The organism is Pseudomonas sp. LBUM1668 (assembly GCF_059695715.1).
The window spans coordinates 1,875,921-1,901,752 of sequence record NZ_CP166787.1 but is presented as its reverse complement, the minus strand read 5'-3'; the positions used below and the strand labels follow the sequence as shown (position 1 = coordinate 1,901,752).

Genomic DNA, 25,832 nt, shown 5'->3' with positions numbered 1-25,832 from the left:
GATATCTGCCATCAGAGCTGACCCAGCACCGGCGTGTTTACGCGCACATCGGCGTTCTGCCCACGGTGACGCAACAGGTGATCCATCAGCACGATGGCCATCATCGCCTCGGCAATCGGCGTGGCGCGGATACCCACGCAAGGGTCGTGACGGCCCTTGGTGATCACATCGACCGGGTTGCCATCGACATCAATCGAACGGCCCGGGGTGGTGATGCTCGATGTTGGCTTGAGTGCCAGATGCGCAACGATCGGCTGACCGGACGAGATACCGCCGAGAATGCCGCCAGCGTTGTTGCTGAGGAAACCTTCCGGGGTCATTTCATCACGATGCTCGGTGCCGCGCTGGGCAACGCAGGCGAAACCGGCGCCGATTTCCACGCCTTTGACCGCGTTGATGCTCATCAGCGCATGGGCCAGTTCGGCGTCGAGACGATCAAAAATCGGCTCGCCCAGTCCCGGCATCACGCCTTCGGCGACCACGGTGATTTTCGCTCCGACCGAATCCTGATCACGACGCAACTGGTCCATGTAGGCTTCCAGCTCGGGGACTTTGTCCGGGTCAGGGCTGAAGAAGGCGTTCTCTTCAACCGAATCCCAGGTCTTGAACGGGATTTCGATCGGGCCGAGCTGGCTCATATAGCCACGAATGACGATGCCCTGGGTGGCGAGGAATCTCTTCGCAATCGCACCCGCCGCCACACGCATCGCGGTCTCGCGCGCCGAGCTGCGGCCACCGCCACGGTAGTCGCGCTCGCCGTATTTGTGGTGATAGGTGTAGTCGGCGTGAGCCGGGCGGAACAGATCCTTGATCGCCGAGTAGTCCTTGGACTTCTGGTCGGTGTTGCGGATCAGCAGGCCAATCGAGCAACCGGTGGTGCGCCCCTCGAACACGCCGGAAAGGATTTCGACTTCGTCGGGCTCTTGGCGCTGGGTGGTGTGGCGGCTGGTGCCGGGCTTGCGGCGATCGAGGTCGCGTTGCAGGTCTGCGACACAAATCTCCAGGCCCGGCGGGCAGCCGTCGACAATGGCGACCAACGCCGGACCATGACTTTCGCCAGCGGTGGTGACAGTGAACAACTTGCCGTAGGTATTGCCGGACATGCAGGACGCTCCGTGAAATCAAACCCGAATTCTTGATGCGCGCCAGTATACGCAGGCTAACCCAGTAGTTCATCCTCGAACCTTAGTGGTGCTGGTGAGTCCAACCGGCACCTTGGCGAATGATGGCGTGATGATGCTGCGAGTTCTGATCTTGAGTCTTACCCTCTTTACTGGCTTTGCCCAGGCGACTGTCCTACAGCGCCCGATGTCTCTGGACACCGGCAGCGGCGAACTTTTCGGCTCGCTGTTGCTGCCAAAATCCGACAAGCCTGTGCCGGTTGTCCTGATCATTTCTGGCTCAGGTCCTACGGATCGTGACGGAAACAACCCTGACGGCGGCCGCAACGACAGCCTCAAACGGCTGGCCTGGGTCTTGGCCAAACACAACATCGCCAGCGTGCGTTACGACAAGCGCGGCGTGGCTGCGAGCCTGGCGGCGACGCCGGATGAGCGCAATCTGTCTGTCGAGGCCTACGCGGCCGACGCGGTGGCGTGGGGACAAAAGCTCAAGGCTGATCCGCGTTTCGGTCAACTGATTCTGCTCGGTCACAGTGAAGGCGCGCTGATCGCCACCCTCGCTGCGCCAAAAGTAGACGCGGCCGCCGTGATTTCCTTGTCCGGCAGTGCCCGGCCGGTCGATCAGGTGATCCGCGAGCAACTGGCCCGCAGCCTGCCGCCGCCGCTGATGCTGCGCAGCAATGAACTGCTCGACAGCCTCAAGGCCGGTCACGTCGATGACAACGTACCGGCGCAGCTGCAAGTGATATTCCGTCCGAGCGTGCAGCCGTATCTGATTTCGCTATTCCGTCAGGATCCCGCTAAAGCGTTCGCACAATTGCCAATGCCGGCGCTGATTGTCCAGGGCAGCAATGACATGCAGGTCGGTACCGAAGACGCGAAATTGCTCAAGGCTGCCAAACCCGATGCCGAACTGGTGGTGATCGAAGGCATGAACCATGTGCTGCGCATCGTGCATAACGACATGAAGCGGCAATTGGCCTCCTACAAGGATCCAAACTTGCCGCTGGCTGCGGAGCTTGGTGCGCAAATCATCGAGTTTATTGACGGACTTCGCACCCGTTAAGCCTCAACTGGGGGCGTTTCAGGCAGTTTTCCCGCCTGATCCCCCTCCAGTCCTGAAGAAAACGGCCGATAAGCCTTTGTCGCCAGCGCAATAGCTGGTGACAAGCAGGGCTTGGACAGGATCTCGCCGTTATGACTGATACGCAGACTTCACCCGACACCACCGCTGAAAAAGACGCACCGCCAGCGGTCGAGCTGCCGTGGGCGGATGTCCACGCCGAGCACCACAAGATGCTCCGCCTGGCCCCCTTGCAGACCGACCGCAACACCGGTGGCCGGCCGCTGCGCTTTGTCGAGTTCGGTTACGCCGAACGCAACAGCAAAGAACAAAGCCTGATGCGCATGGCGATCAAGTTGCCTGGCCAGCGCGTGCGCAAAGAACAGAATCTGCTCGATGTGTGGGTCAATCACACCACCAAACGTGTGCATTTCGGCCCGGACAGCGGCTTGCAGATCGAACCGTTGAACCGTGGCATCGGCCGTTTCGTCGCTGCGCAAGGCATCAACTGGGCGAAAAAACGCTGGCCCACCTACACCGTCGACGGCATGGACTTGAACAACAAGGACGCGTTGAACGAGGACACTCGCCTGCGTCGCGATCATTTCCTGCGCGTGCATGGTTTTGATGTGGCGTACGCCGATGCGCAGCATTTGAAGGGCAGCGTCAAGGAAGTGCAGGTCGGTGACTTGCTGGGTGACTGGAACAGCGAAAAGCTGCAAGTCGTCGAAATTCTTGAAGCGGCGCAGATGCTTCAGCAGGCTGAGCAGAATCTGGCCGAGCAGGAAGTGAAGCTCAAAAAGCAGGAAGACAAGGTCAGCAAGTTCAAGCGCGAAGACGCTGGGCTGCGGTTCACCATTACGTGTCTGGTGGCGTTCGCGGTGTTTCAGGCGGGGTTGTTGATCTGGATTGCGACACACCGGTAGATCAAAAGATCGCAGCCTGCGGCAGCTCCTACACGGGGATGGTGTACACCTGCCGAAGGCTGCGATCTTTTGCTTTTAAAGGGTTATACGCGTGACGCGAACAGCGCCTGATGATCGCGGCACTGCTCTGCGGTCAGCATGAACACGCCATGCCCGCCGCGCTGGAACTCAAGCCAGGCAAAATCGACTTCCGGGTACAGCGCATCAACGTGCACCTGGCTATTGCCGACTTCAACAATCAGCAAACCCTTCTCGGTCAGATGATCCGCCGCTTCGGCGAGCATCCGTCGCACCAGGTTCAGACCGTCATCACCGCAGGCCAGACCCAACTCCGGTTCGTGTTGATATTCGTCCGGCATGTCGGCGAAATCTTCGGCATCCACGTAAGGCGGGTTCGACACGATCAGGTCGAAACGCTGACCCGGCAATCCATCAAAGCCATCGCCCTGCACGGTGTACACGCGCTCATCGACGCCATGGCGTTCGATATTCTGATTGGCCACTTCCAGCGCTTCGAACGACAGGTCCGCCAGCACGACTTCAGCGTTCTGGAACTCGTAAGCGCAGGCGATACCGATGCAACCGGAGCCGGTGCACAGGTCAAGAATTCGCGCAGGTTCATCGCCGATCCAAGGCGCAAAACGGTTTTCGATCAGCTCGCCAATCGGCGAACGCGGAATCAACACACGCTCATCGACAATGAACGACATGCCGCAGAACCACGCTTCACCCAACAGATAAGCCGTTGGAATGCGCTCTTCGATGCGGCGTTTGAGCAGGCGTTGCAGATTAACCAGCTCATCGTCTTCCAGCGCGCAATCCAGATAGCTATCGGCGATTTCCCACGGCAGGTGCAGAGCCCCCAGCACCAACTGGCGGGCTTCGTCCCACGCATTGTCGGTGCCATGGCCGAAAAACAGATCCTCCCCATGGAAGCGGCTGACGGCCCAACGGATATGGTCGCGCAGGGTACGAAGTCGGGAAGTGATCACGGGGCAGAACTCCAGAAAAAACGACTGGCGATTCTACCAGCCAAAACGCGCTACGACGACGCAGGAAAAACACCGGGCCGACCGTAGGACTGTTCTGTTTTTCTTATCCGCTATTGAACAGAACGTGTAACTTGACAAGGCTGCAGGCCAATAACGACGGTGCCTACGATGGTAGCGATTCACAGAACCGCTCAGCCAGAGGACAATGCCGCAAAAGCCCCACCCCAAGGAGCCCCAGAATGTCCGTTCCAAAAACGATGTTTCAACTCAGCGGTCGCGGTTACGCAGCGGCCACACTGAGCCATGCGACCGTGGTCATCATCGATGCCCAGAAAGAATATCTCAGTGGCCCGCTGGCCCTGAGCGGCATGGACGCGGCCGTCGCAAACATCAAACAAGTGGTTGCCGCAGCCCGTGCAGCCGGTCGGCCGATTGTGCACGTGCGTCACCTCGGCACCGTCGGTGGCCTGTTCGACCCGCAAGGTGAACGCGGCGAATTCATCCCCGGCCTTGAGCCGCAAGGTGATGAAACCATCATCGGCAAACTGCTGCCGAGCGCGTTTCACGGCACTGAATTGCTCGATCGCCTGCAAAACCTCGGCTCGCTGGACCTGATCGTTTGCGGCTTCATGAGCCATTCCAGCGTCAGCACCACCGTGCGCGCAGCGAAGAACCTGGGTTTCCGCTGTACCCTGGTTGAAGACGCTTGCGCCACCCGTGACTTGCCGTTCAAGGGCCGTGTACTCAGCGCCGAACTCGTACAGGAGGCGGAAATGGCGATCATGGCCGACAACTTCGCCACGCTCGCTTTGACTCAAGACCTGATCTGATCGCCGCTTGATGAGCGGCTCATGCCGCCGCTCATCCGCAAAAGCCTCTCATTTGCCGCAAATGCCATAGCCTCAGGAACAACCCGGTCAACTCCCGGTCGAAGGGCCGATACCATTGAGGAAGGTCGGAATGAAGTTATCCGATGGATTTGACGCACGCCGCTTGCGGCCCAAAGGCCAAAGCAACTGGCGTTTTCGCTTCGGCGCAGCATTCGCCGCCATTCTGGCGACGTTTGGCGTGCTGCTGGCGATGGCCGGTGCTGCCAGCCTGCTGGGACGCCCGCCGGCGCTCGGTGACTTGAACGCCACGCCCATGGGCTCGGCGATTATTCTGGCGGTCGGTTTGCTGTTTCTGTATTTCGGTGTCGCCCTATGGCGTCGCTGCCGCCGTCGCGCACGGCAATCGCGGGAACTGAACATGTCCCCGCACCTGATGAAAAAACACGACTGATCGACGGCCTGGCTTTTTGCCGGGCCGTTTTGTTTCGACTTGGGTAAACTGGCCGCCCTTCGCGGAGGCTGACATGCAAGACGACGATTTTTCCCTGTTCAAAAACGAGCTGCGCGGCGTCAAGCCGATCAAGCACGATCGCGCCGACACCGGCAAACCCAAGACTGACCGCGCCCAGATCGCCAAGCTGCGCCAATCGGCCACCGTGCGCACCGACCAAGCTACCGTTGACGGTCTGTCGGATCAGTTCGTGATCGACGTCGGCCCGGAAGACGAGCTGATGTGGGCTCGCGACGGGGTTCAGGAAAGTCAGATGCGCAAGCTCAAGGTCGGGCAGATCCCGTTCGAAGGCAGCCTCGACCTGCACGGCATGAACGTGGAAAAGGCCCGGGAAACCCTCTGGGCGTTCCTCGCCGAAGCGACCAAATTCGAAATCCGCTGCGTGCGCGTCACCCACGGCAAGGCTGTGCGGCTGGACGGCAAGCGGCCAATGATCAAAAGCCACGTCAACACCTGGTTGCGCCAGCACGCGCAAGTGCTGGGTTTCTGCTCATGTCAGGCCAAACATGGTGGCGCCGGCGCGGTTTACGTGATGCTCAAACGCACCATGATGGAAGGCCGCGACGAATAATCGCGTCACACCGAACTTGCAGGGGCGTGTCCGCCACCGTACCCTTGCCCTTTGCGAAAATCCCCACAGGTAGTTTCATGTCCTTGGAACAGAATTACACCGCCATGTTTCGGGGTATTCCGTAAGTTGTCAGGGGCAATGAAATCAAGAGGTTAGCCCTCAGAACAACCAGGCATCCGATGCCAAGGCGCAGTGAATGGTACAGAAATTGGTACGGAATCTGTGATCAATAAACAACTTAAATGCCCCGAATCGTCAACGATGATGCGGGGCTTTTACTTTGGTGAGGACCAATCTAGCAAAGCTTTCAGCAGCAGCTTTCGGCAAAAAAATACCCACGAGATGACTTTTGTTATCTTGAGAAGCGGATCGACATTTTTTGACCATCAGACGCGACAATGTGAGGACAGATCGTGCAGGCAAAGGAAGAACCAAATAGCACTGTAAACGCGAAGCCTATAACCGATGAAGAGTTCTATCGCCTATATAAACCAGTGCGAAACACATTGCGTTTGTATGAGCCTCTTAGCGTTCTGTCAGCCTCCTTGGGCGTCCTTTTTCGCCCAGAAGCAAAACAGGTGGATCAAATCAGAAAGCAGCCTTGGATTCACCTAGTTCTGCTCAAATGGGCGTTCATGGATGAAGAGGTAGTTCGAAGAGGTCGACCAAAAATAAATGAAGCCCAGTTTGATCGCCTTTTGAATAGGGTTTACAAATTATCGTGGGTCGGCAGAAAACCTAGTCAATTTGAAGACCTAACTCTTTTTTTTCGAGCCGTAGCTGCTCAACAGTTCCTGTATCAGCAATCTATAAACTTGGATGCAGTTGCGCGTCAAAATGAACTATTTTTGGATGTCAGCTTTGATCATTTTTTTCAGACAGCGTTTCTTAAAGTCGCTGGCCTACCACTTGCGTCTTTTGTAAAAATATCCTTATGCCTCATGAGCCACTTTATGGACGAAGACTCACCTCCTGTTTTTAAGCGGGATTTCTTCGCGCCAATCGAGCATGAGATTGCCCCTCAAGATGTGGATGCATTTCTAAGGAATATATCGATAAACATAGGTGATTTGCCCGGCAAGCTACGCGCATCAGACTCAAAGAGGCGTCGGGTTACAGAATTTCTTGAGGAGACTCCTTTTTTAGAATTTCCTCTAATTAGAAGTTCTGATAACTACTGCTGTGTTTACCCTCAAATACTTACTAGCAACCTAGGACACTTCATTTTTGACACCCTAAAAAAAGCAGACCATGAAAAATTTAGATTACATTTTGGTCGCCGTTTTGAAGCTTATATCGGGCGATTGATCGCATCCTCGAATTTGAATTATTCCGATGAGAAAGCCCTCAAAAACAAGCTTGGGAGTAAGGGCAAGGTTGTTGACTTCTTAATCGTTGACGGAGATGCAAATATTTATATTGAGGCGAAAGCGGTCGAAATGGCGACTCGCGGGAAAGCCACACACTTGAAGGAAGTAGTGCGGGGCGCCACTACGAGCTCATTAATAAAAGCTGTTGATCAGGTACATGCCACTAACAAACAAATTGCTGAAGCAACCAACCTTGACCCGATTGTTAAAGCACGAACAGAAAACTACCTAATTGTGGTTACTTATAAAGAACTGTATATAGGCAATGGGATTAGCTTAGGAAGCGCCATTGGAGAAGATGCGCTAAATCGAATTTTAGACTTTTACCCCCCACATTTACGCATACCGCCACATCGAATGTTTTTTCTAACCATAGAAGAACTAGAAAAGTTGCTCCAGTTAGTCAAAGAAAAAAGAATAGGCCTTCTCGATGCACTTAAACGCGCCGAATCAGCAGACAGCAGTCCAATAACGCGTAAGTTTATGTTTGCTCAACACCTTGCAGACTGGCCTGAAAGCGTCGACATGCCATCTCCTCATGCAGAAAAATTCGTACCGATAATTGATGGGCTGATAAATGCTTTTCGTTCGTAATTTGTGGCCACAAGCCTTACCGTTTCTGGTCTATGCACACGATGATCTCCGCATCGCTTCTCAAGGATGGATTCCATGAAAGATGCCTTGCTTAAGTGGGTGTGTCCCGCAACGTAATCACGATCCAACAGCTTTTACCCATTGCTGAGAGCTTCATTCGTCACAGCAGACAATAACCTTAGTTACAACTTAAGTCACAGGGAGTAGGCTTCAATGCCAAAGCGCAGATCAACTATATTCTCTTATTCCCTAGCGGCCCTAAGCTTCTCAACCTCCTTAACTTTCGCAAACCATGCGATGGCTGCAAACAAACCGGAAGACAAGGAGCTATCTCACTTAAAAGAAACAACATCCTTACGTCTTGAAGCAACGAAAGGAGCGTTACAAAAAGATATTCTGATTTTATCAACGCGAATTGACAGCCAGGACAAACGACTTGAAAGCCAAAACTCTCATATAGATCAGAGTCTAAATATTTTGAATACACTCCTCAGCGGGCTAGGAATAGTTTTAGCTTTGGGCGGTTTAGCTGGCTATTTTTCCGTTCAAAACAAGGCAAAAAAAGAAGCTCAATCTGAAGCAAAAAAAACCGCGAATGATTGGTTCAAAACGCATACCGATGATTTACAAGCGCGCATCGACACCCTACAGGTCACACTACGATCGCTGGAGAGCCAAGCCGAATCAAGCTTTAATTCTCATATGGATATGCTCAAGACAAATCACGACCTTGTTGAGCAAGCGATGCAAAAACTCCAGACCTCTCTCAGCGATACGCAGAAATCGAGCGAGGAAAAGCCTTTCATTGCTGAGCCAGCTCTCACAGTCGCAGCGCAAGCAACAAAAAACAAAGCAGAAAATGACTTTGACTATCAGGACTGGAACTACCTAGCCTTTGACGCGTTTCAAAGAGGCGATAAAGAAAGAGCAGTTAGCCTTTGGTCTAACGCTGCAAACATGGCTTCCGCTACCCTTCAAGAAAAAGCTCAAGCTCTACTCAACGCCGGCAATGTTTTAAGTCAGTTAAAGCGCTACGCAGAGGCAATTCAATTATTCGACGATGTCATCGAATTGTTGGAAAAATCCCCAACAGCCGATGCCCACATACAAATTTCTAAAGCATTAAACGCGAAGGCTGTTAGCTTCGGTCACTTAGAAAAATACGATAGAGCACTTAAAACTTGCGAAGAAATGTTGCATTTCTTCCAAAAAAATGAAAAGCGAGCTGACTTAGTTGGGTATTTCATCGAGGCCTGCTATAACAAAGCCATAAGCCTAGACAAACTGAACCGCCTAAACGACGCTCTACCTCTTTACGAAGAGGTATTCGAAAAATACAAGACGCACGACGATCCCAAAATTAGATATTTGGCCGCTTACGCACTTATAAACTCCGCCAAATCATTTGACACTCAACGCGAATTTGAAAAATTTGACAGCGCTTATGAAAAATTTATAAATACGTTTGGGCATGACGACTCAATTGAAGTAAAAGATGCTTTTGCTGTTGGCATTAACAGTAAAGGATTTAGCCTTCTCTGCCGAGCCAAAGCGCAATGGCAAAATACAGCCGTCCGCATTACGCAGTTGGAAAATGCATTCAATTATTTTACTGATGCCTCTAAAATAAGACCTCACTCTTCAATCATATTGGGCAACCTCGCGTACTGCAGTCACCTCCAAAACAAATCAGAGGAAGTAGTCACTTCTCTATTAGAGCGTTCGATGGATTTAGGCGGACGAGAAATCTTTGAGGCCACGCTTGCAGACCTGCAAGTTCACCCTCTTGGTGAGATCGATGATGCTTTCCGGCAGCTACTCGATTCGAGTTTTGCAAGATTCGAAGCGGCAGGAGATAGCACTTCTAGACCGGCGTTCGATTGAATTCGTCCAATCCGCCTGTTCCCTGCGCTGATTGGCTAGAGGCTCACAGCAGCGTTGCGTTGTAGCAATTTCTAAGCAGCAAACAAGAAGTGTCCCATGAAGCTGCCCGGATGAGAGGCCGCGCCTGTAAGGGATACATACTTCGCCTGTTCGCTTGGCTGGGAGTTCGAATGTCTCCTTCACCGCCACACTGCGTAAACGCAAGCTACTGATTTTCATGGGGGAAAGTTGTAGCTTTGTGGTTTTTGTCGTCTGAAAAAAGGTCATATTGAACAGCTCTGGGACAGATGCGCGAATTTGGTGCGCAAAACAAGCCGCATGGAAAAGCGATTGGGCTAATCTGACCTGGACGCCCGAACAAGGCTTACGAACTTTCGATCAAGGATGATGCGCATGCCAAACAACTCAGACTCTAACGTCACAACTGCGGACGCATTGACGTTGCTATTGCACAACCAGCACGCGTTAGGCGCAGCGATCGAAGAAATCACCCATTGGATTTCTGGGGCGGGCGCAGACGATGTCGCTGATAACGCCGTTATAGCGCTGGAAACTCTAGACAAAAACGCAAGAGCGATTACTGACGCGATCATGCGATTGCGCGAGTGCTAGGAAATGCTCCGTTATACTTTTTCTGAATCGATTGCTGTGGGCGTTGGCCAAAGGAACGAGTAGAAAAGACCCTGCTGCGCCAAACCGGAGCAGCGTATGCCAATAGGGAGTCATTATGCAGTTACATGGAGCTGATGAGGTCCAAGAGCTGTAGTGTCTGGGGCTGAGCCAAACACAAATCGAACACAAAAAAATCCCGCCTCAACGGCGGTTTTTTTTGGTATCTATCACCAGTCTTCAGGGCGTTCGGCATGCTGATGTAGGATTCGGTAGATCCTGATCGTCGCGCCCTTGAGCGTATAAATCCCTCGATAGGGATATTTCGAGATTATCAGCTCCCGGCAATCTGGAATATCCGAGGCCTTACCCATTTGCGGGAAGGTCTCAAGCATAGTCAAAGCATCGATGATATGAAACACGATGCCTTCTGACACTTCAGCACCCAGCAACGGTGCGTAATGCTCATAGATACCGTCGAGATCACTGTCCGCTTTGCTCGTTAATGCGATTTTCGGCACGGGCCACCCACTTAGCCTTCACGGCATCCAAGTCGACTAGGTTGCCTGCCTCTGCATCAGCAATGCCTTCAGCTACAGCTCGAAAATGCCAAGATTCCGACTCAACATAACGTGCTAGCGCACGCTTGAGGTGATATTGGCGATCCCGATCAGTTGCTTCGGCGAGTTGATCAAGCTGGTTGATAAGCTCGGATTCGACACGAAAAGACAGGACAGGCGAGGCCATAATAATCGCTCCAGGACGGCTTGTATACGTTGTATTCGGTTGTGTTTACTTGTAGACAGTGTCCACTTAAATAATAACTATGTCAACAAAGCCGAATAGCCGGCCGAGGCGGTTTACCGAAGCGCTATCCGAAGACTAGAACGGTGCGAGGGGAGCACCGCCATTCGTACCCACACGGTCATACCGAGTGCTTACGGGCTTCCACGAATCGAGCCGTTCCGTAGCTTACGGTGGGCGCTACTCCGGCAGCTACCGCGTTAGCAATGAGGTATCTCATTGCTTTCACGTCAAGAATCTTGCCTGCGTTATCTCGCATCAGTTGCCTGCTGATGAAATAGCGGCCGCAGGCGTGACATTCGATGTTCACCCAGTCGCCTGCGAGAGAACGACGTTCCGCATTTTCCCAACAAATCCAGCACATACACTTCATAAACATGCTCCTCAATGACCAATGGATCGTCCAAAAAAAAAAGGAATTCAATGCGAAGTGCCGACCGAAATCACCGTCTATCGGTTTGTATATGTCAGAAGTGCGGACGGCGCGTACGTCTGATGGCGGCTTTTGTCATCCAATGAACAGATCGCCGTTTATGTTGAATCGGCCCCCACTCCTGGCGCAGGCGTGGGGACCCTTTTTATGCGCCGTGGAAATCAGACGTACCAGGACGGGTCTACCATTCTCCTACCGTTTGGCTTGCTGCAGCCGCTCATTTTTTGAAGGGATGCCCCTGTGCGTTTATCAAGGTCTGGCCGCCGTTACCGTGTTGGCCCGCTATCTGGGGCGGGAGCCGGCCGAGCTAACCAGTCTCGAATGCCCGGTGCGCCTCATTAATGTGGACTCCGGTCGCGTCCGCGTTGAATTGCAGCATTACCTGCAAGGCCCCAAGGAGGCCAACGCGCTGCGGGTGATGCTGCCGCATGGAACAATGGTGCAGGGGCTCATGATCGACGGGTCTAACCAACCCACCGGCGGCTGGCTGCTGATCGACGTCGAGCAGTACGACTTGGCGCTTGAGGAACCGGGGCCCTGAATGGGTGGCAATGGCAATGATTGACCACGACGAATTTGCGGCACTTGACCTGCCGCGTTCTGTGCATGCGCAAGCGCTGAAGTTGCTCGCTGGCATCGTCCAGGCAAGCCCCCTGGCCGACACGCTGCACGCCGCCGACCGAGCCGAAGGTTTCACCCTGGGCATTGAAACGGTGAAAGCACTCAACCTCGGGGCCATCGAAGGGCTGTATCTGATATTCGACCGCGCTGTACAGGCGCGTCAGCGGGAACTGAATAGATGATCGGCGAAGGCATTCACGAAGACGTATTGCGCGCCTTGGTCGAACAACACGCGGGGCGTGGCTACCTGGTGGCCAAGGTGGGCGGCAGCGGTGCACGCTGAGGGCGGTGCGCTCACGGCGTGAGCGACTGCGCACTTGGGCCAGCTTGACGGCTGTGAGGCGCTTTGCCGAAAACGTCGGTCTTCAGGGTTTCAGTGTTGAGTTGTGAAAGCTATCCGCTCTTATATTGACTGAGGATCTACATCTACGTCCAAGAAACTGAGACTGTTCGAAGATGTGACGGAGTATTTGATTCTCGCCCGTCGACAGTCTTGAAAACCGTCGACTGTAACAGGTCCAGGAGTTCGAATCCCATCGCCTCCGCCATCTTATGTACGACAAAGCCCTGGTTATTCAGGGCTTTGTCGTTTCTGGCATTCCGGAATTTCCTATTTCGTCTCTGGATCGTTTCCGCATCTTTTCGGTCATTTCCACAACCCTACCTTTAGATCGCCCTCCTCCCTTCAATTTCAACTGACAGATTTGATGCAATCGACATGCTTGCAGTGGAGCAATAGGCTGCTGTCGGCCAATAGCAGCCAGTCGTAATCGGCTCAAATCGACCCAAAGCAGAAGCTCGATTTGGAAAGTCCGATGGATGCTTCGCAGGAGGAGCGATCGATCATTAGGGTACTACGAACGCTGGCCACAGGCCGGAAGCAGCCCTACGGGATAGCCAGCTCGAGCCAGCATGGCCCCTATCGCTTGGCATCGCCGCTGAATCTTCATGGCTTAGATTGAGTAGCCGTTCTTCGCCGTCTTCAAGAGAGACTGCCCGTAGCTGCTCGGTTGAATGATCTGCCTGCTTGCGAACACGCTGATATCCAAGTCCGGCTTCCCACGGGCAGCGGTGACCTGTGCGATGCCTGCTGACGTCAGAACGAGGTAGCAACCCTCGCCCCACAGAGACTCCGCAGCGATATCAACCGGGCCCGCATCACGCCACCAGTAGAGCCTTGCGACCACAGCGCCGCTCGGGTCGAGGAAGACGCTGGCCTCCTCGTCATGCGCGCTCCAGCGAAGCCGCTTCACCCAATTCGGGCACAAAACGAACGAATAGGCCGCTGCGTCAAAGCCTATGTCCACCGAGCAAGCAACTCTCCTTACCAGCGTTGGCGCCAGATCATTGTCAAATGCGACGTACTGGCCTAGCCAAACAGCGATGGGCAGCCTGGCATAGCCGTCATCGAAGTCTTCACTGTCAATCTCTGCCGAGGGTGCTCTAAAGCGGTAGAGCAGGTGCTCCGACAGCCGTGGCTTGCGAATCTTGAAGCGGGATACTTCGGCCACGACTTGGCCGTGGCTGTCTGCTGGGAAGGGGGCAACGTCACCGTCGACTTCGTCAATCCACTTCCGTTCTCGCTCGGACCAACCCGCACTTCGGTTCAACAGCGGCATTCGGATCCACTCGGGGCGCCCTCGTGGGAGCTTCAGCGGTCGAGGCGGAAGCGGGCAGCCCAAACGTTCCAAAAGCGTGAGCATGTCGCTGCCTTTCAATTTGCCGGCCAGCCGCAGTTCTCCTGCGACGTGGCGAAGTGCGGCAAGGGCAATGTAGGCGTGGGGCTTCAGGTAAGTGATCTGCATGTCGAGCACGCGAAGCTGAGTCTCAAGCCTTTTGGTGCCAGAGGGCCCGAATGCCTCAAGTCCACCCCAATCCTGGATGAACATCGCCGCGCGTCGGCGGACTGTCATCTCCTCAATGCCTGCCGCCTTCGCGATGTGACGTGCCGTCGAGCGCAACATCTCGGTCCAGCCAAGCGGCGACTCGACGCGCATTGCACCAGTTCTTTCGTCCGTGAATGCCTGGTCACCCTCTGGCGCGTGCTCGAGTTCAAGGCGATAGAAAAGCGGCAGTGGTATCGCGTCCAAGGGGACAGCCTGCCTCCACCGATGCGACAAGAGCGCGGCTGACTCTGCCACCGCAATGTCACGGTGACTGACCAACGCAGCCACGGCGCTGCCCAACTCGGGGGCAAGGTCCGCGCTGTCAGCAGCCAGCAGAGTTCCGAGCGCATGCAAGGGGGCATCTAATTCGCCGGCTATAAGTCGCCGCATAAGGGACTTGAACAAAGCTTGGCCGAGTCCGGCTTGCCTTGCCAGGCTCAACGTGCAATTGCGTGCGTGTCGCTGAACTTCTGCAACGGGCAGCCGATAGGCAAAGTGCAGCAGATCCTCCAAAAGTTCCGTGTCGCTGAGCGGTAGCTCGCTCGGCTGGAAGGGTCGCCCCAGCTGGAACTCGCGAGTGCAGGCCATCTGCTCCTCAAGTAGCGACCAGATGGCCGGCCAATCCGGCGTCGCGCTGATTACCGGCAGTATCGAATCCAGCTCTGTCAGCAGTGACTGGGTGTTCTCCTGGCCCGCCGTTACTGAATCGACAATGTTCTCGAAGGCGGCTGGGCATGTGGATGGTCCCTGCAAGAGCTTCTTCGCCTCAAAGTAGAAGAACTTACCGCCACCCATCCACTGGCTCCAGGAACTCCAGGGGTCCTTGCTTGACTCGTAGCCTTGCATCAGCTTCTTGGCGTACTCGACCTCCCCCGCCGCAGCCAACCTTTTAACCATCAGGAAGCGGCAGCGCGCGTCGTCCTGCAAGACCTGCCAGCGCTCAAATATCCTCCGCGCCATATGAAGCGGGGCCGTCTCGGCCAGATCTCTGAAACGGTACGGGGCGTTGTAGTTCAGTTCGTCGCCATCCGATTCAAACGCGCGCTCAAGCTGCTCGAGAGTGGTCTCCGAGTCGTACTTGCTTGGCGTATACGAGTGTCGAGGTTCCGGCGCTTCTGACGTCCAACGGGCTACGGCGGCGTCGAGCTCGGCAGATGAAAACCCATATCTTCCGGCAGCGGTGCGAAGGCGCTGGAGCAGTCCGACCCTCTCGTGTGCCCTGCTGGCTACCTCGATCACCGCCAAAAACATCCGCGCGAGCGGTTCAATCTGTATAGGCCCCGCGGCGTCGGCGGCGATGTCGATGAAGTCACCGACGTGGTGCGGGTCCCGGTAGTACGGTTCCATGTAGAACGGCAGACACAGACCGCACCAGACCGTCGCGCAAGCCAAGACGAGTTCAGGGCTTCGCCGCACCATCCCCGTCATGAGCAGGTCAACACGGTTCGGCCAGCCAATCAGATTCCAATCCGCCAGTGTCTTTGACACCTCGAAGCCGAAGCGAGGTCCGACCTGCGTCGCTTCCTCGATTAGCGGCATCGTCAAACGATGCGCGGCCGACGACCCTTCCGTTTCGGTCATGCCGCCGACCTGGCGCATTAAGGTCGATACTCGCTTGACACGGTTCTCCGGGTCAGCGGCGTTCGCAAGGACCAGGATGTCTCGCCAGATTGCGTACTGCGGGTCTTTCTTGGGGGCCAACGCGTAGCCAAGGCATTGCTCGGGAACCGTCGCCAGCAACTGTTTGGCCCGCTCTAAGTCCCCGACCGCAGCCAACGCGATGGCCAGATCGGCCAACCCGTCGATCTGCTCGCTCGGCGTGCTCTCCTGAAGCTCCGCCACGAGTGCGTTGAGTCGATCGACGGCCGCCACCCGGTCACCGTCAACCCTATACGCATCGACGGCCAATCTGCGTCGCAGGTACGCAGTGCCCCCCAGCGTCGATGAGGCGATGGCTGCGTCAATTTCCCGAAGTACCGCACGGTACTCAGTCTCGCCGCGCTTGGCGCCGAGCCTCAGCAGCGCTGGCACGAGCATGGGGATCGCTTTGAAGGCCTGCTGGATGCGATATGACTCGCTGCCGCCTTCTGATGTCAGACGTAGGACGTACCCAAGGGCAATGCGGGCTTCGTCCTGGATGCTGCCGGCCGGCACGGACGCGTTGTCGACGGCGGCGCGACCTAGAAGCACGCCTATCGTCGAGGCGTGCTGCTGAAACGGATGAAGGAAGGTGTGCTTCGACGGTATCGCGCTTGGCAGCGGCTTATTGAGCAGCGTGCAAAGCCTCGCGTGATGCATCACCGCACCGACCAGATTACCCAGCCCAGCCAGGTCCGTCTCGTCGTCGCACATAGAGATCATCGGTGCGACCAGCTTGTCGAACAGGGCCTCGGCTAGGTAACGACGGTCAGCTTCGAATGCAATTAGTGCCATCCGGCGTCGGTAGCCGTTGGGTACCTCTACGAAGCCAGGAAGGGCGGCGGCAGCATCAAACAGGGCAAGCGCTTGCGCAACGTCGCCACGCCGACTGGCCACAAGACCTGCGTGAACCATCACCGAAGGTTTGTCTTCGTTGGCTACCCCGAGCTTGCTGCAGAGGTCTTGTGGATCGGCGCCAACCTTCTGAAGGAGCATCGCCTCTGCGGCTTCCCTCCTCAGATGCAGTTGCAGCGCGGCGACAGTCTGCGGATCCACCTTTTCGGGCTGGCGTAGCCCCTCTGCGGCGAGGTGGTCAATCGCTATCTGGATCTGCTCGGTGTCTCGGAAGTGGACGGCGCGCCTTGCCCACCTCTCGAATTCCGTTATGTTGTGGTCGTGCCCGTGGTTCTGGAACTTGGACGTATGGAGCTGCGACAGTGGCTCGAGGCTTTCAAACAGTTCCTTCGCCCGTTCGAAGTCCCCTCGCGCTAACAGGGCGTCGACGATCTCGTAGCCCTGGCTGGGGAAGTACTGCACGAAGGCCAGGGCTGCATCAATGTCCCCAACCGCTAGCATCGCCAGCGGAAGCTGGTTGGCGTACTCAAGGGCAGTTTCCCGCCGCCCCACTTCGTCACGACACAGCAGCAGCCGTGAGAAGGCGGTCGCATCGTGCGTTCCACGCACTGCCAGCAGAGCCAGGCGGATATCGGCGTGGATCTCGGCGATAGAACGCCCGTCAGCCAGTTGCTGCCTGAAGCGAGCGGGCATCGCCAGCGCAAGTACATCGGCACCGTCGCCGGCACGGGCGCGGTAGCGCAACTCAAGCCAGTACTGCGCCGATTCGGGCGGCGCGTTCTTCGCCAACTGGGCGAGGTCGCGGTACACGCGCTGCGAGTATTCGGCATCGACGCTTCCGAGGCGGGTTCGAGGTTGAGCGATGACGAACAGCCGAAAGCTGTTGTGGAAGACGCTCCACCCCTGGGATGAACTACGGAGCAGGTGCCGTGCAACGATCAGAGCGCGTTCAATCGCGGACTCCTTGACCATTGTGGCCAGCAGCCGCAGGTCCACAGGTGCCTCAGCACGAGCGATGTAGCCCAGCACGTCCATGGCATCGACATCGCTTGCGATCTCGCGCCAAGCAGCGGTGTACACGGTCTCAATATCGCCGTCGAACGGCATCCCACCGCTGAGAAGGTGCTTACGGCCGGCTTCGTCCGCGTGCAGCAGCGCATGAATTAAGTAGCGCGTTGCCAGCGGGTGGCCATGCGATAGATTGCTTAGATCCAATCTTGGAATCTCGGCAGGCAGGCCAAGCGCCTCTGCCATCCGGGCGACCTCCTCGCGGCCGAGAGGTCCCATGCGAACCTGTCGCTCGCTTTTCTCCGCTTGCTCTCTTACTGCGGGCTTCAGATTCGCGAGATCCAGCCGCTGCGTGCCGAGGATGAACACAACCCCGTTGGGGATGGCAGCGGGAAGAGGCAGCTCGCCCAGAAGCGAATTGGTCGGCCGCTCTTCGCGAGGCACATGGTCGAGCCCGTCGACGACGATGAATGTTCGGATCCCGTCGCGGTCGAAGCGTTCACCAGCCTGCTGTACCAGGACGCCGAACTGCTCTCGGCGCTCATGCAGCGAGTCGTCGCGAAGACGAAGTCCAACCAAACCGCTGTTGCGTAACTGTGTGCCGACGTCAGTCAGGAAGTTGTCGGCCTCCCCGCGACCCACGCCTTGAGCAGCACCTGGCACGTACGCCAAGTAGCGAACGAGCCGGATATTAGCCTCAGTGGCCAGCGCAACCTGCAGGAGAGTGGACTTCCCGGAGCCAGGCGGTCCTATGAGTGAGACGTAGCCCTGGGCGGCGGCATGCAGCGCGGCTAGCAGCTTGGCCTCAGTATCACGGTTGCGCTGAACATAGGCGCCGACTGGGAACCGGTGGATGAGCAGCGTCTTGGAGGGGTCGCGCCAGCCAAGCTCACGAAGCAGCTCGTCACGCGTCCACCTGTCTTTGTCGCGGGCATCGGCGACTAGCTTGGGCAGTACGCTTGCAATCTCGGATGCCTGCCGCGCCTGCTCGGCGTTCAATTTGTGCGACTGGATGAAGTCCGCCGCAGCTCCGCACACCACACGGAGGCTGTGCAAAAAAAATTCGAAGTTGTCATCGTCCAGGCCGGCTTCACGGCGCAGGTGGTTGATCAGTCGACTCCATTCCTGCGTGCACCAATCCGCTAGCGGCCGATTTGGATGCTGTTGGAGTTGCTCAAGAAATGCCGCGCTGTGGGGCGGCGTGCCATCGCCTGGCTTGTCAGTAATCGACGGAAAGTCATTAACAACCAGGCGAATCTCGACCCGGCTTCCCGGGTTGTCCTTGCGCAGGCACTGCCAAGCATGAACCAGGGGCCTCAACAGGCCGTTGGCACCAGTAAACAGCGTCTCAACAGTGAAAGTGCCTGGGAACTTGGACGTCTTGAACTGGTGACCGACCACCACCCCATCGAAACCGAGCACCAAGTCGTCGGCAATACCCGCGTTGCGGTCTGCGACGCCGATCCAGAGCAGCTCGTCGCGCTCGAGCGCGGCATAAATGGCAGCGCCCGCCCGCTCGTACTGGCCAATGTATCCACGGAGTGCTCGACGTTCACCTTCCGCCGGCGCAGTTGCAGGAGCTACAGAGGTTGATGGATTCGGTTTCTTGGACATTTTTGGAGCCATGTGAATGCATTAAGTAGTTGACGCCAACTGATACCAAGAAAACTGCTTCAGCATAACCCTAGGCGTCCAGCAAGAGACGGTAGATGCAGCTAAGTTATTGAGCGCTGCTCTGAAACGAAGCCTGGCCAGTCCCAGTCGAAGCGGTCATTCACGAGATGGGGCGTGAATGACTAACATCATCCTATTCCTGCCGTTCAGTCAGGAAATCCTGGCCGTTAGCAGCCTGCCGTGAATGGCTCCAATCGGCATGATACGGCCAAAAGCGGACCTCCAGGAATCCCTACCAAATTCTGGGCGACTCATGCTGTGAAGATGAAATTCAAGACCCTCTACACGGAAAAATCATCTGGCAACACGCCAGACATTTCCTCTTTAATTTTCAGTCCGTACCAACCGTTCTCCACCAAGGCTTGCAGTGACAAAACAACTAAATTAAAGCCGAATTGCGATATTTCAAAAAGCTCGCTGAAATCCTCGTTTAATCTTTGATCCATAATTTCATTTTTCATAGGGTGGTGTACTCTGTACCCGCCGTGCACAAAAGAACTTCGGTAGTCGTACATTTCACGCAAGCGTTTTTTCAATACTCCTTTGCCCTGAGCATCTAGCTCTAAGAGTACTGAGATCCGTTCAACTAGATTAGTGAACCCCTGTCCTACCTTTGTACCATAAATGGCCTCTAATGCATGAAAGGCCCAAATAATCCAAACTACATCTACATCTGTCCCGCAGCAAATATGCAAAACTGAGAAAATTGCTTTCTCCACTCCAGACTCGGCTCTTTGCCTGACCCCGACATTGAGCTTCTTGTACCAATAAACAACCGATGATAGAGGCAATATTCGAGGCGCGAACAGTGAACTTCCTGTCAGAAAACTTCTAAATCCTGACTCAAAACAATCTGCTGAAAGTCGCAACTCACTAACTAACCCTCTTCCTGCATCGATACGCACACCAAGAAAATCGCATACACCTGGGCGAGCAATATTTAGGACGAAAAAAATATCATATAGGAACTGTTCAACAAAGTAGCTAGCATACCATTGTTGTCGACCGAGGTCCGCACCACTCTCAAAAGTTACCCTTACCACAAACTCCAACTCTGGAAACAAAGCAGATTCAACTTGCTCTATGGATAAATTACGAACTGCCCCCACCATGTTGAGCGATTCAGTATTTATTTTGTAAGCTTCAACAAAAGGGGAAAAATCGCACTCAATTTTAATTTTTACGTCGCCATGCATATAGTGCCAAGGCCCAATTACGCTGATGGCTTGCTCCAACAACTCCAAATCTCCAGACTTAATCTCATCCCGCTGCTCATGTTCATCTAGTCGCCCCCATCCGCTCCTGCGAACCGTCACTAATGACATCACTACGCTACCCTCCCATATCGCAACTTATTATTTAGAAGATATCAGATATTACAAGAGGCGGTTATCGGCCAAAAGCGGACGGCTCACCAGAGTTCGTGCGGTCAAAAACAGTCGTCGGGTACCCAGGAAGTCCGAGGAGAGTCGCTGAGTTTTCGACTTGGAAGACCAAGATTCAGCTTCGCTCAACAAGATCGACAAGGCGTAGATAACGCGAGTCTGATTTCAGGTCAGGTTGGGTTTCCGCGATCAGAGCTAGCACCTTCGGCAACTCGTATGGAGGACGTGTGAGAACCTGGGGTGTAACTCTGTTGATTAAATCCAGCGTTGTTTCAGGAAACAAAACGGTGATCGGCTTTTCATCCTTTAAATCTCGAGTGAACCGGTAGAACGGATGGTCATTTGTCTCCACCGCCACCAAGAATTTCTTTACCGCTTCGTAAACTGCGGGAAAGCTATCGCCGGTGTCATCAAGCAAGCCTATCCAAGCTCTCATCGATTTTGAGGTTCTGTATCGGCGTTCTCTGGGCCAGTCTTTGTTGATTAAAGGAATGACGTGCTTGATCCAGCCGTTCTCGTTTTTCTGCCCAACTTGACCCAACCAAAAGATGAATCGGTTTCGAGTGTCATCGGACATAGCTCGAAAGACTGAACGAAGTTCTCCTTCGGAGAGCCCGCTTGTCTCACTTGTGTAGAATATGCGCATGTAGCCTAGCCATTGCGCAGCTCCGATTGAGAGATCTCGATCCCATGAAAATCCTTCGACCCACGGGAATAGGTTGAGTAGGAGCGGTTTGATGATCTCTCGCAACGATCGTCGAGGCACTTGGTTACTGTAAAGAAAACCGTTCCATGCGGGCTCCGACGCTGGATGTTCGAACGCCAACATTGGAACAAATCGTTCCTCAGCCCAGACCGGGTCTATAAACACGAGCCAGTTCAGCATCCTGCTTAATATTGATACGGCATGATCTGAGCCTTCACCACGCGCAGCTAAGAGGCGTTCAATTCGAGACTTGATGTGGTCTGGAATTAGTGAGCCCGCGACCTCCTGCAGCTCTCTGGGCACTGCGTTTAATAGGGCCTCAGTACACATGCCGACCGGGCCATTGATTGCATGGCCATATGTGCGCAAAGACTGTTCGATCAGTTTTCCACCTTGGTGGGTTTTACCAAGACCACTCTTCGCTGCCTCTGCTCCACCGCTCAAGATGCCTTCGACGATATGATCGTATACCCGCCAACCGAGATCAGCATCAAACTCAAGCATTGTCACCAGGTTCTGCTGGAGCCATCGGCCCAAGGTATGGTTCAGTTTGGCGATAAATGCTTGTGGGAGATGTGCTACTCGGTTCAGGAATACCCGTCTCAGCCTGGCAGTGGTGTCTGCCGGAAACTCATTGATCATGGACGACCAGAGTGCCTCAGGATAGTCGCCAGCCTTTCCAGCAATCGTCAGCGCAGACAATGCCTTTCGCGGTTTGACTTTTACCAAGCCAGTGAAGGGTCGCCTCTCAGTAAAGCTGCCAAAATCATGCTTCAACTCTTCCTTTGCCTTCGGAACTACCTCGTTTATGGGGAGATCCAAGACTGCGTCTGGTTTTTCGTCTGTGTCAACCCAGCCGGTGTACGAGCCGTGCTCGATGACCGTTGAAGTCGCCCAGCCGTCGTTCCAATCAGGAATTCCTCCAGTCATCACGGCAAGCCGTTCACTGTGAGCAGCTGCAAGTTCACAACCTTGAAGTTCGAGATATCTCGCGTATCTAGCCGCGAACTCGCCTCGCAGCCGATGGAACTCCTCGTCGGACCAGTGGGCCTGTTGGCCGGGGCCTGTCAAGATGCGGTCGATGAGTTGATTACGACTCGTCTCAGAGAATTCTTTCCATCGGTCAACGATCAGAAAAAGCAGCTCTCGGGCCACATCAATGTCCCAAAAAGCTTCTTGATCTAAAAGTAACACTTGCTCGGCAATCGAGTCGGCCTCGAAGAGGTCGACTTTACTGAAGGCATAAAGCTTGAGCTTTCGGAAAAAGTACCGCTCCGTCGCGGGCCAAGTCATCGCATGCGCTATTGCAAGTACAGGCCATTTGGCAATCATTTGATCGAAAAGTTGAACAAACCAAGCCACCGCCTCCGCGGGTTTCGTGATGTACTTTTTCCCGTCGACTTCGCGTCCCGGATAGCAGGTCGGTGTACGGAAGTACATGGTCTCGATATCCCCCAATAGCCCTGAGGCGAAAGTAAGCTGCTCCTGCAGGATGCCAAATACCTGTGGTAGTAGGTCGTCGGGGATGTCTAAATCTTCGTCGTGCTTATCAAGAAACATGACTTCATACTGACCGAGGTCGCCGAGGTGAATGTCCATCCAGGATGCTGACGGAGGCTTGGACTGCCCCAGGCCAATCGGTCGCTTGATCTCCAAACGCGGAGTCGTAACCTTCCGGAATTCTCTTAGGACACTAGCCGTCCATCCTTCCACACTGATCCGTTCCCTCAGGCCAAACCATTCGCCATCCCACTGACGATTGCGAGGATCTCGATGGTGTTCGAGGATGAGATTCCAGATATGGTGCGCTCGTTTGTCGAGAGTTTTTGAGTGATCCAATTGCCACTCGATTTGTTGAAGAAGTCGTGGATGCAGACCGTTCTGTCGAATCGCCCACCAGGCCAGCACAGGGCTTACGATGGCCTTGCTGACCCAGGTGATAAGGTGAGCAAGCCTTATTGGCGTCGCCTCGAAACCTTCTGCTTGACGCCCACCGAGCCGATGAAACTCGTGTGGATTGTCGTCTTCGTCCCGCCAAGCTAATAGATTGTCGTTGCTTACACCCTGCTTGCGATCTTCATCAGAGATATTGCTCAGATCGTCATCAAGTCCGTATGCGACCAAAGGGTCAAAGGTCTCTGCATCAACGCCATAGTCACGTACTCGTTCAGCCGATCGCACATACGCATCCATCACACATACCCATTCAGGATGCGGAGTCGGATCAGCTTCCGAGAATAATCTGGCGCCCTGTACCGTGCGAAGGGCATGAGCAACTTGGCCGCGCACATGAGGGGCAAGGACTTTCGGATCCTGCTGGGATTGAGCGATTACGGATGCACGCCATCTACGAGGATCATCGGCTCGCTCTGCCCAAGCTTCCATGCTCGTCCACAAGTCCGGGTGATCGGAATAGGCTATGGCTGTAACCCCTCGGTCACGCCATTTGGCTTCGATGTCCTCAGGAAGCCCACGGTCAAAGGCATAGAGTCGAGATCGATCATACTGGCCGTCATGGTTAAGGCCCTGAAGAAGATATTTGACGGGCGGGTCTTCTGCCTGATAGCCGACTAAAACGACGGTATGTCGTTCTAGGAGGTGCCTGATGAAGTTGGTAGCCCATCCTTCTGAGAGGTATGCACGTCCGAAGTCCGCGCTGCTAAGCACGTAGGGATGAGCTTCAGAGGCTGCCTCCACCAGTCGCCCGTGAAGATACGTGATCCCCTCAATTTTCGATCCGAAGTTCAGGTCGGGAAAAGCAGGTGGCACGTGCCAGACCAGATGCCCCCCCACATGCCCGACCTCGAACAATCGGTCGAAGTTCGTCGTGACAATCTGTGGCACGCCGTTTTGACTTGAAGAAATCCGCTTAATCAGATCGTGTTCACGTCCAACATCTTTGATCTGTAGAGGAGCACTTAGCCGCTCCGTGACCAGAGCGTTAACTTCATCCTTACCGTATTCAAGGTGGAGGAGGTTGAAAATTTGGTCGAGTGGGACATTCGCAGCAGATTGATCATCCAGCCATGGCCGAAACGCGGCCATAATTTCTGAATCGGCTGGCGGGTCAAAAAATTCAATGACGTGCCGAGTAAGACCGACGAAAGTAGGCATTCCAGATGGTAACGAAACTCCAGCACCGCACAGAAATACGACGCGGCCAGCATCACAGCGCTCCAGGAGGATATCTGGTATCGAAGGGCCATCGGGATGGAATCTCATAAGGTCAATTCATCAATGCGTTAAAAGTTGTCATACCGGAGCCGCAAATACGCTTTCGACGGTAGGACTACAGATACTGAGTCGCACAGTATAGGCGTGCATCGACAGTGACTGCCGTCTCCAACCCATGTACTAATGTTCATAGCTAATATTTGGTCTGAAGGGTACCGGCAAGGGACCGCTTTTGGCCGAAAGCAGCCAGCTCCTCACATTGCTCTGGACTCTAGAACGATACATACGCTGATCATGGCTTAACGCCATACTGCGCAAGAAGTTGCGCAGTAGGTCGTAATATTTCAGGGGGTAAATGCTCTGCAGGCCAGGCGCTGCAAGGCCTGCAGCCAAGTGCGCAAGAAGTTGCGCAGCACTGCGCAACTTCTTGCGCACTTTCTCCCGACTTTCCCGCTGAAAATCGCCCCGAATGATCACCGAGCACCGTGGCGTCCCCGCCAGCCGGGCACTTCAGCAAACCTGGCACGCTCCTTGATAGGTGTCAGCCACCCACCGGGCGATTTCGCCTCCGGGCACCCTCAATTTATCCGCAAGGAGAGCACCCCATGGCAACACCAGCGTACATGTCGGTTACCGGCGAAAAACAAGGCCTGATCACTGCCGGCGCTTTCACCGCCGACTCCGTTGGCAACACCTACCAGGAAGGCCACGAAGACCAGGTCATGGTCCAGGCTTTCAGCCACGACGTGATCATCCCGCGTGACCCGCAATCCGGTCAGCCAACCGGTCAGCGCGTTCACAAGCCAGTTGTGATCACCAAGGTCTACGACAAGGCTTCGCCTCTGCTGCAAGCCGCTCTGACTTCCGGCGAGCGCATGAGCGAAATCGTTATCCAGTGGTACCGCACTTCGGCTCAAGGCACCCAAGAGCACTACTACACCACCAAACTGGAAGACGCGATCATCGTCGCCATCAACAACAAAATGCACAACTGCCAGGATCCAGGCAACGCGCACTTCACCCACCTGGAAGAAGTGCAGTTCACCTACCGCAAAATCACCTGGACCCACGAAGTATCCGGTACTTCGGGTTCAGATGACTGGCGTGCTCCAGTCGTTTAATTACGGCTGACCGTTACACGCATCGGCCAGCTCTGCTGGTCGATGTTGTTTACGCC

Annotated in this window: 18 protein-coding genes; 11 read left to right on the top strand and 7 right to left on the bottom strand. The window is 54.9% G+C overall.

The features are described from left to right. Positions 1-11 precede the first annotated feature (11 nt). Positions 12-1,103, bottom strand: coding sequence for a chorismate synthase (gene aroC, locus ACA061_RS08505; protein ID WP_210553627.1), 1,092 nt, complete (start codon positions 1,101-1,103; stop codon positions 12-14). A 130-nt stretch (positions 1,104-1,233) separates the two neighbouring features. Between aroC and ACA061_RS08500 the strand changes: the two genes are divergently transcribed. Together ACA061_RS08500 and ACA061_RS08495 are read left to right on the top strand one after the other, a co-directional pair. Next, positions 1,234-2,187, top strand: coding sequence for an alpha/beta hydrolase (locus ACA061_RS08500; RefSeq protein WP_210702091.1), 954 nt, complete (start codon positions 1,234-1,236; stop codon positions 2,185-2,187). A gap of 131 nt (positions 2,188-2,318) precedes the next feature. Next, positions 2,319-3,110, top strand: coding sequence for a hypothetical protein (locus ACA061_RS08495; protein ID WP_150618556.1), 792 nt, complete (start codon positions 2,319-2,321; stop codon positions 3,108-3,110). A gap of 83 nt (positions 3,111-3,193) precedes the next feature. Here the strand turns inward: ACA061_RS08495 and prmB are convergent, their stop codons facing one another. Further along, positions 3,194-4,102, bottom strand: coding sequence for a 50S ribosomal protein L3 N(5)-glutamine methyltransferase (prmB, locus tag ACA061_RS08490; RefSeq protein WP_150618555.1), 909 nt, complete (start codon positions 4,100-4,102; stop codon positions 3,194-3,196). 239 nt (positions 4,103-4,341) lie between these two features. Here prmB and ACA061_RS08485 point away from each other — a divergent pair, with 239 nt between their 5' ends. The 6 genes from ACA061_RS08485 (at position 4,342) to ACA061_RS08460 (ending at position 10,474) form a co-directional block, all read left to right on the top strand. After that, complete coding sequence (locus tag ACA061_RS08485) at positions 4,342-4,932, top strand: cysteine hydrolase family protein (RefSeq protein ID WP_053118675.1); 591 nt, start codon at positions 4,342-4,344, stop codon at positions 4,930-4,932. Positions 4,933-5,062: 130 nt separating this feature from the next. After that, on the top strand, positions 5,063-5,383 hold the full coding sequence (locus tag ACA061_RS08480) for a hypothetical protein (RefSeq protein WP_042558444.1): 321 nt from the start codon (positions 5,063-5,065) through the stop codon (positions 5,381-5,383). Positions 5,384-5,456: 73 nt separating this feature from the next. Further along, entirely contained in the window at positions 5,457-6,014 is a 558-nt protein-coding gene (locus tag ACA061_RS08475) for a Smr/MutS family protein (RefSeq protein WP_150618554.1), read from the top strand. 413 nt (positions 6,015-6,427) lie between these two features. After that, a complete protein-coding gene (gene gapS1 / locus ACA061_RS08470; RefSeq protein ID WP_497301160.1) occupies positions 6,428-7,978 on the top strand; it encodes a GapS1 family protein in 1,551 nt (516 codons plus the stop codon). Positions 7,979-8,191: 213 nt separating this feature from the next. Continuing rightward, positions 8,192-9,862, top strand: a complete 1,671-nt coding sequence (locus tag ACA061_RS08465; RefSeq protein ID WP_497301158.1) for a tetratricopeptide repeat protein — start codon at positions 8,192-8,194, stop codon at positions 9,860-9,862. A 393-nt stretch (positions 9,863-10,255) separates the two neighbouring features. Further along, a complete protein-coding gene (locus tag ACA061_RS08460; protein WP_497301157.1) occupies positions 10,256-10,474 on the top strand; it encodes a hypothetical protein in 219 nt (72 codons plus the stop codon). A 227-nt stretch (positions 10,475-10,701) separates the two neighbouring features. Here the strand turns inward: ACA061_RS08460 and ACA061_RS08455 are convergent, their stop codons facing one another. After that, entirely contained in the window at positions 10,702-10,992 is a 291-nt protein-coding gene (locus tag ACA061_RS08455; protein ID WP_497301155.1) for a type II toxin-antitoxin system RelE/ParE family toxin, read from the bottom strand. Further along, complete coding sequence (locus tag ACA061_RS08450; protein WP_497301153.1) at positions 10,955-11,218, bottom strand: CopG family ribbon-helix-helix protein; 264 nt, start codon at positions 11,216-11,218, stop codon at positions 10,955-10,957. The genes ACA061_RS08455 and ACA061_RS08450 overlap by 38 nt, the downstream gene beginning before the upstream one ends. A 359-nt stretch (positions 11,219-11,577) precedes the next feature. Between ACA061_RS08450 and ACA061_RS08445 the strand changes: the two genes are divergently transcribed. Beyond that, positions 11,578-12,249: a hypothetical protein gene (locus ACA061_RS08445; protein WP_497301151.1), complete on the top strand. Its 672-nt coding sequence runs from the start codon at positions 11,578-11,580 to the stop codon at positions 12,247-12,249. A gap of 10 nt (positions 12,250-12,259) precedes the next feature. Then, a complete protein-coding gene (locus ACA061_RS08440; RefSeq protein WP_497301150.1) occupies positions 12,260-12,511 on the top strand; it encodes a hypothetical protein in 252 nt (83 codons plus the stop codon). A 771-nt stretch (positions 12,512-13,282) separates the two neighbouring features. On the opposite strand, the gene ACA061_RS08435 is transcribed toward ACA061_RS08440, so the two are convergent. The 3 genes from ACA061_RS08435 to ACA061_RS08425 all read right to left on the bottom strand — a co-directional run bounded on the left by ACA061_RS08435 (position 13,283) and on the right by ACA061_RS08425 (position 24,703). After that, positions 13,283-19,330: an ATP-binding protein gene (locus tag ACA061_RS08435; protein WP_497301149.1), complete on the bottom strand. Its 6,048-nt coding sequence runs from the start codon at positions 19,328-19,330 to the stop codon at positions 13,283-13,285. A 341-nt stretch (positions 19,331-19,671) separates the two neighbouring features. Next, on the bottom strand, positions 19,672-20,715 hold the full coding sequence (locus ACA061_RS08430) for a hypothetical protein (protein WP_497301148.1): 1,044 nt from the start codon (positions 20,713-20,715) through the stop codon (positions 19,672-19,674). A gap of 175 nt (positions 20,716-20,890) precedes the next feature. Further along, the gene (locus ACA061_RS08425) at positions 20,891-24,703 is read right to left on the bottom strand and encodes an SIR2 family protein (RefSeq protein WP_497301147.1); all 3,813 of its coding nucleotides are present in this window, start codon (positions 24,701-24,703) and stop codon (positions 20,891-20,893) included. Between the two features lie 557 nt (positions 24,704-25,260). Between ACA061_RS08425 and ACA061_RS08420 the strand changes: the two genes are divergently transcribed. Beyond that, the gene (locus ACA061_RS08420; RefSeq protein WP_034154636.1) at positions 25,261-25,776 is read left to right on the top strand and encodes an Hcp family type VI secretion system effector; all 516 of its coding nucleotides are present in this window, start codon (positions 25,261-25,263) and stop codon (positions 25,774-25,776) included. Positions 25,777-25,832 lie beyond the last annotated feature (56 nt).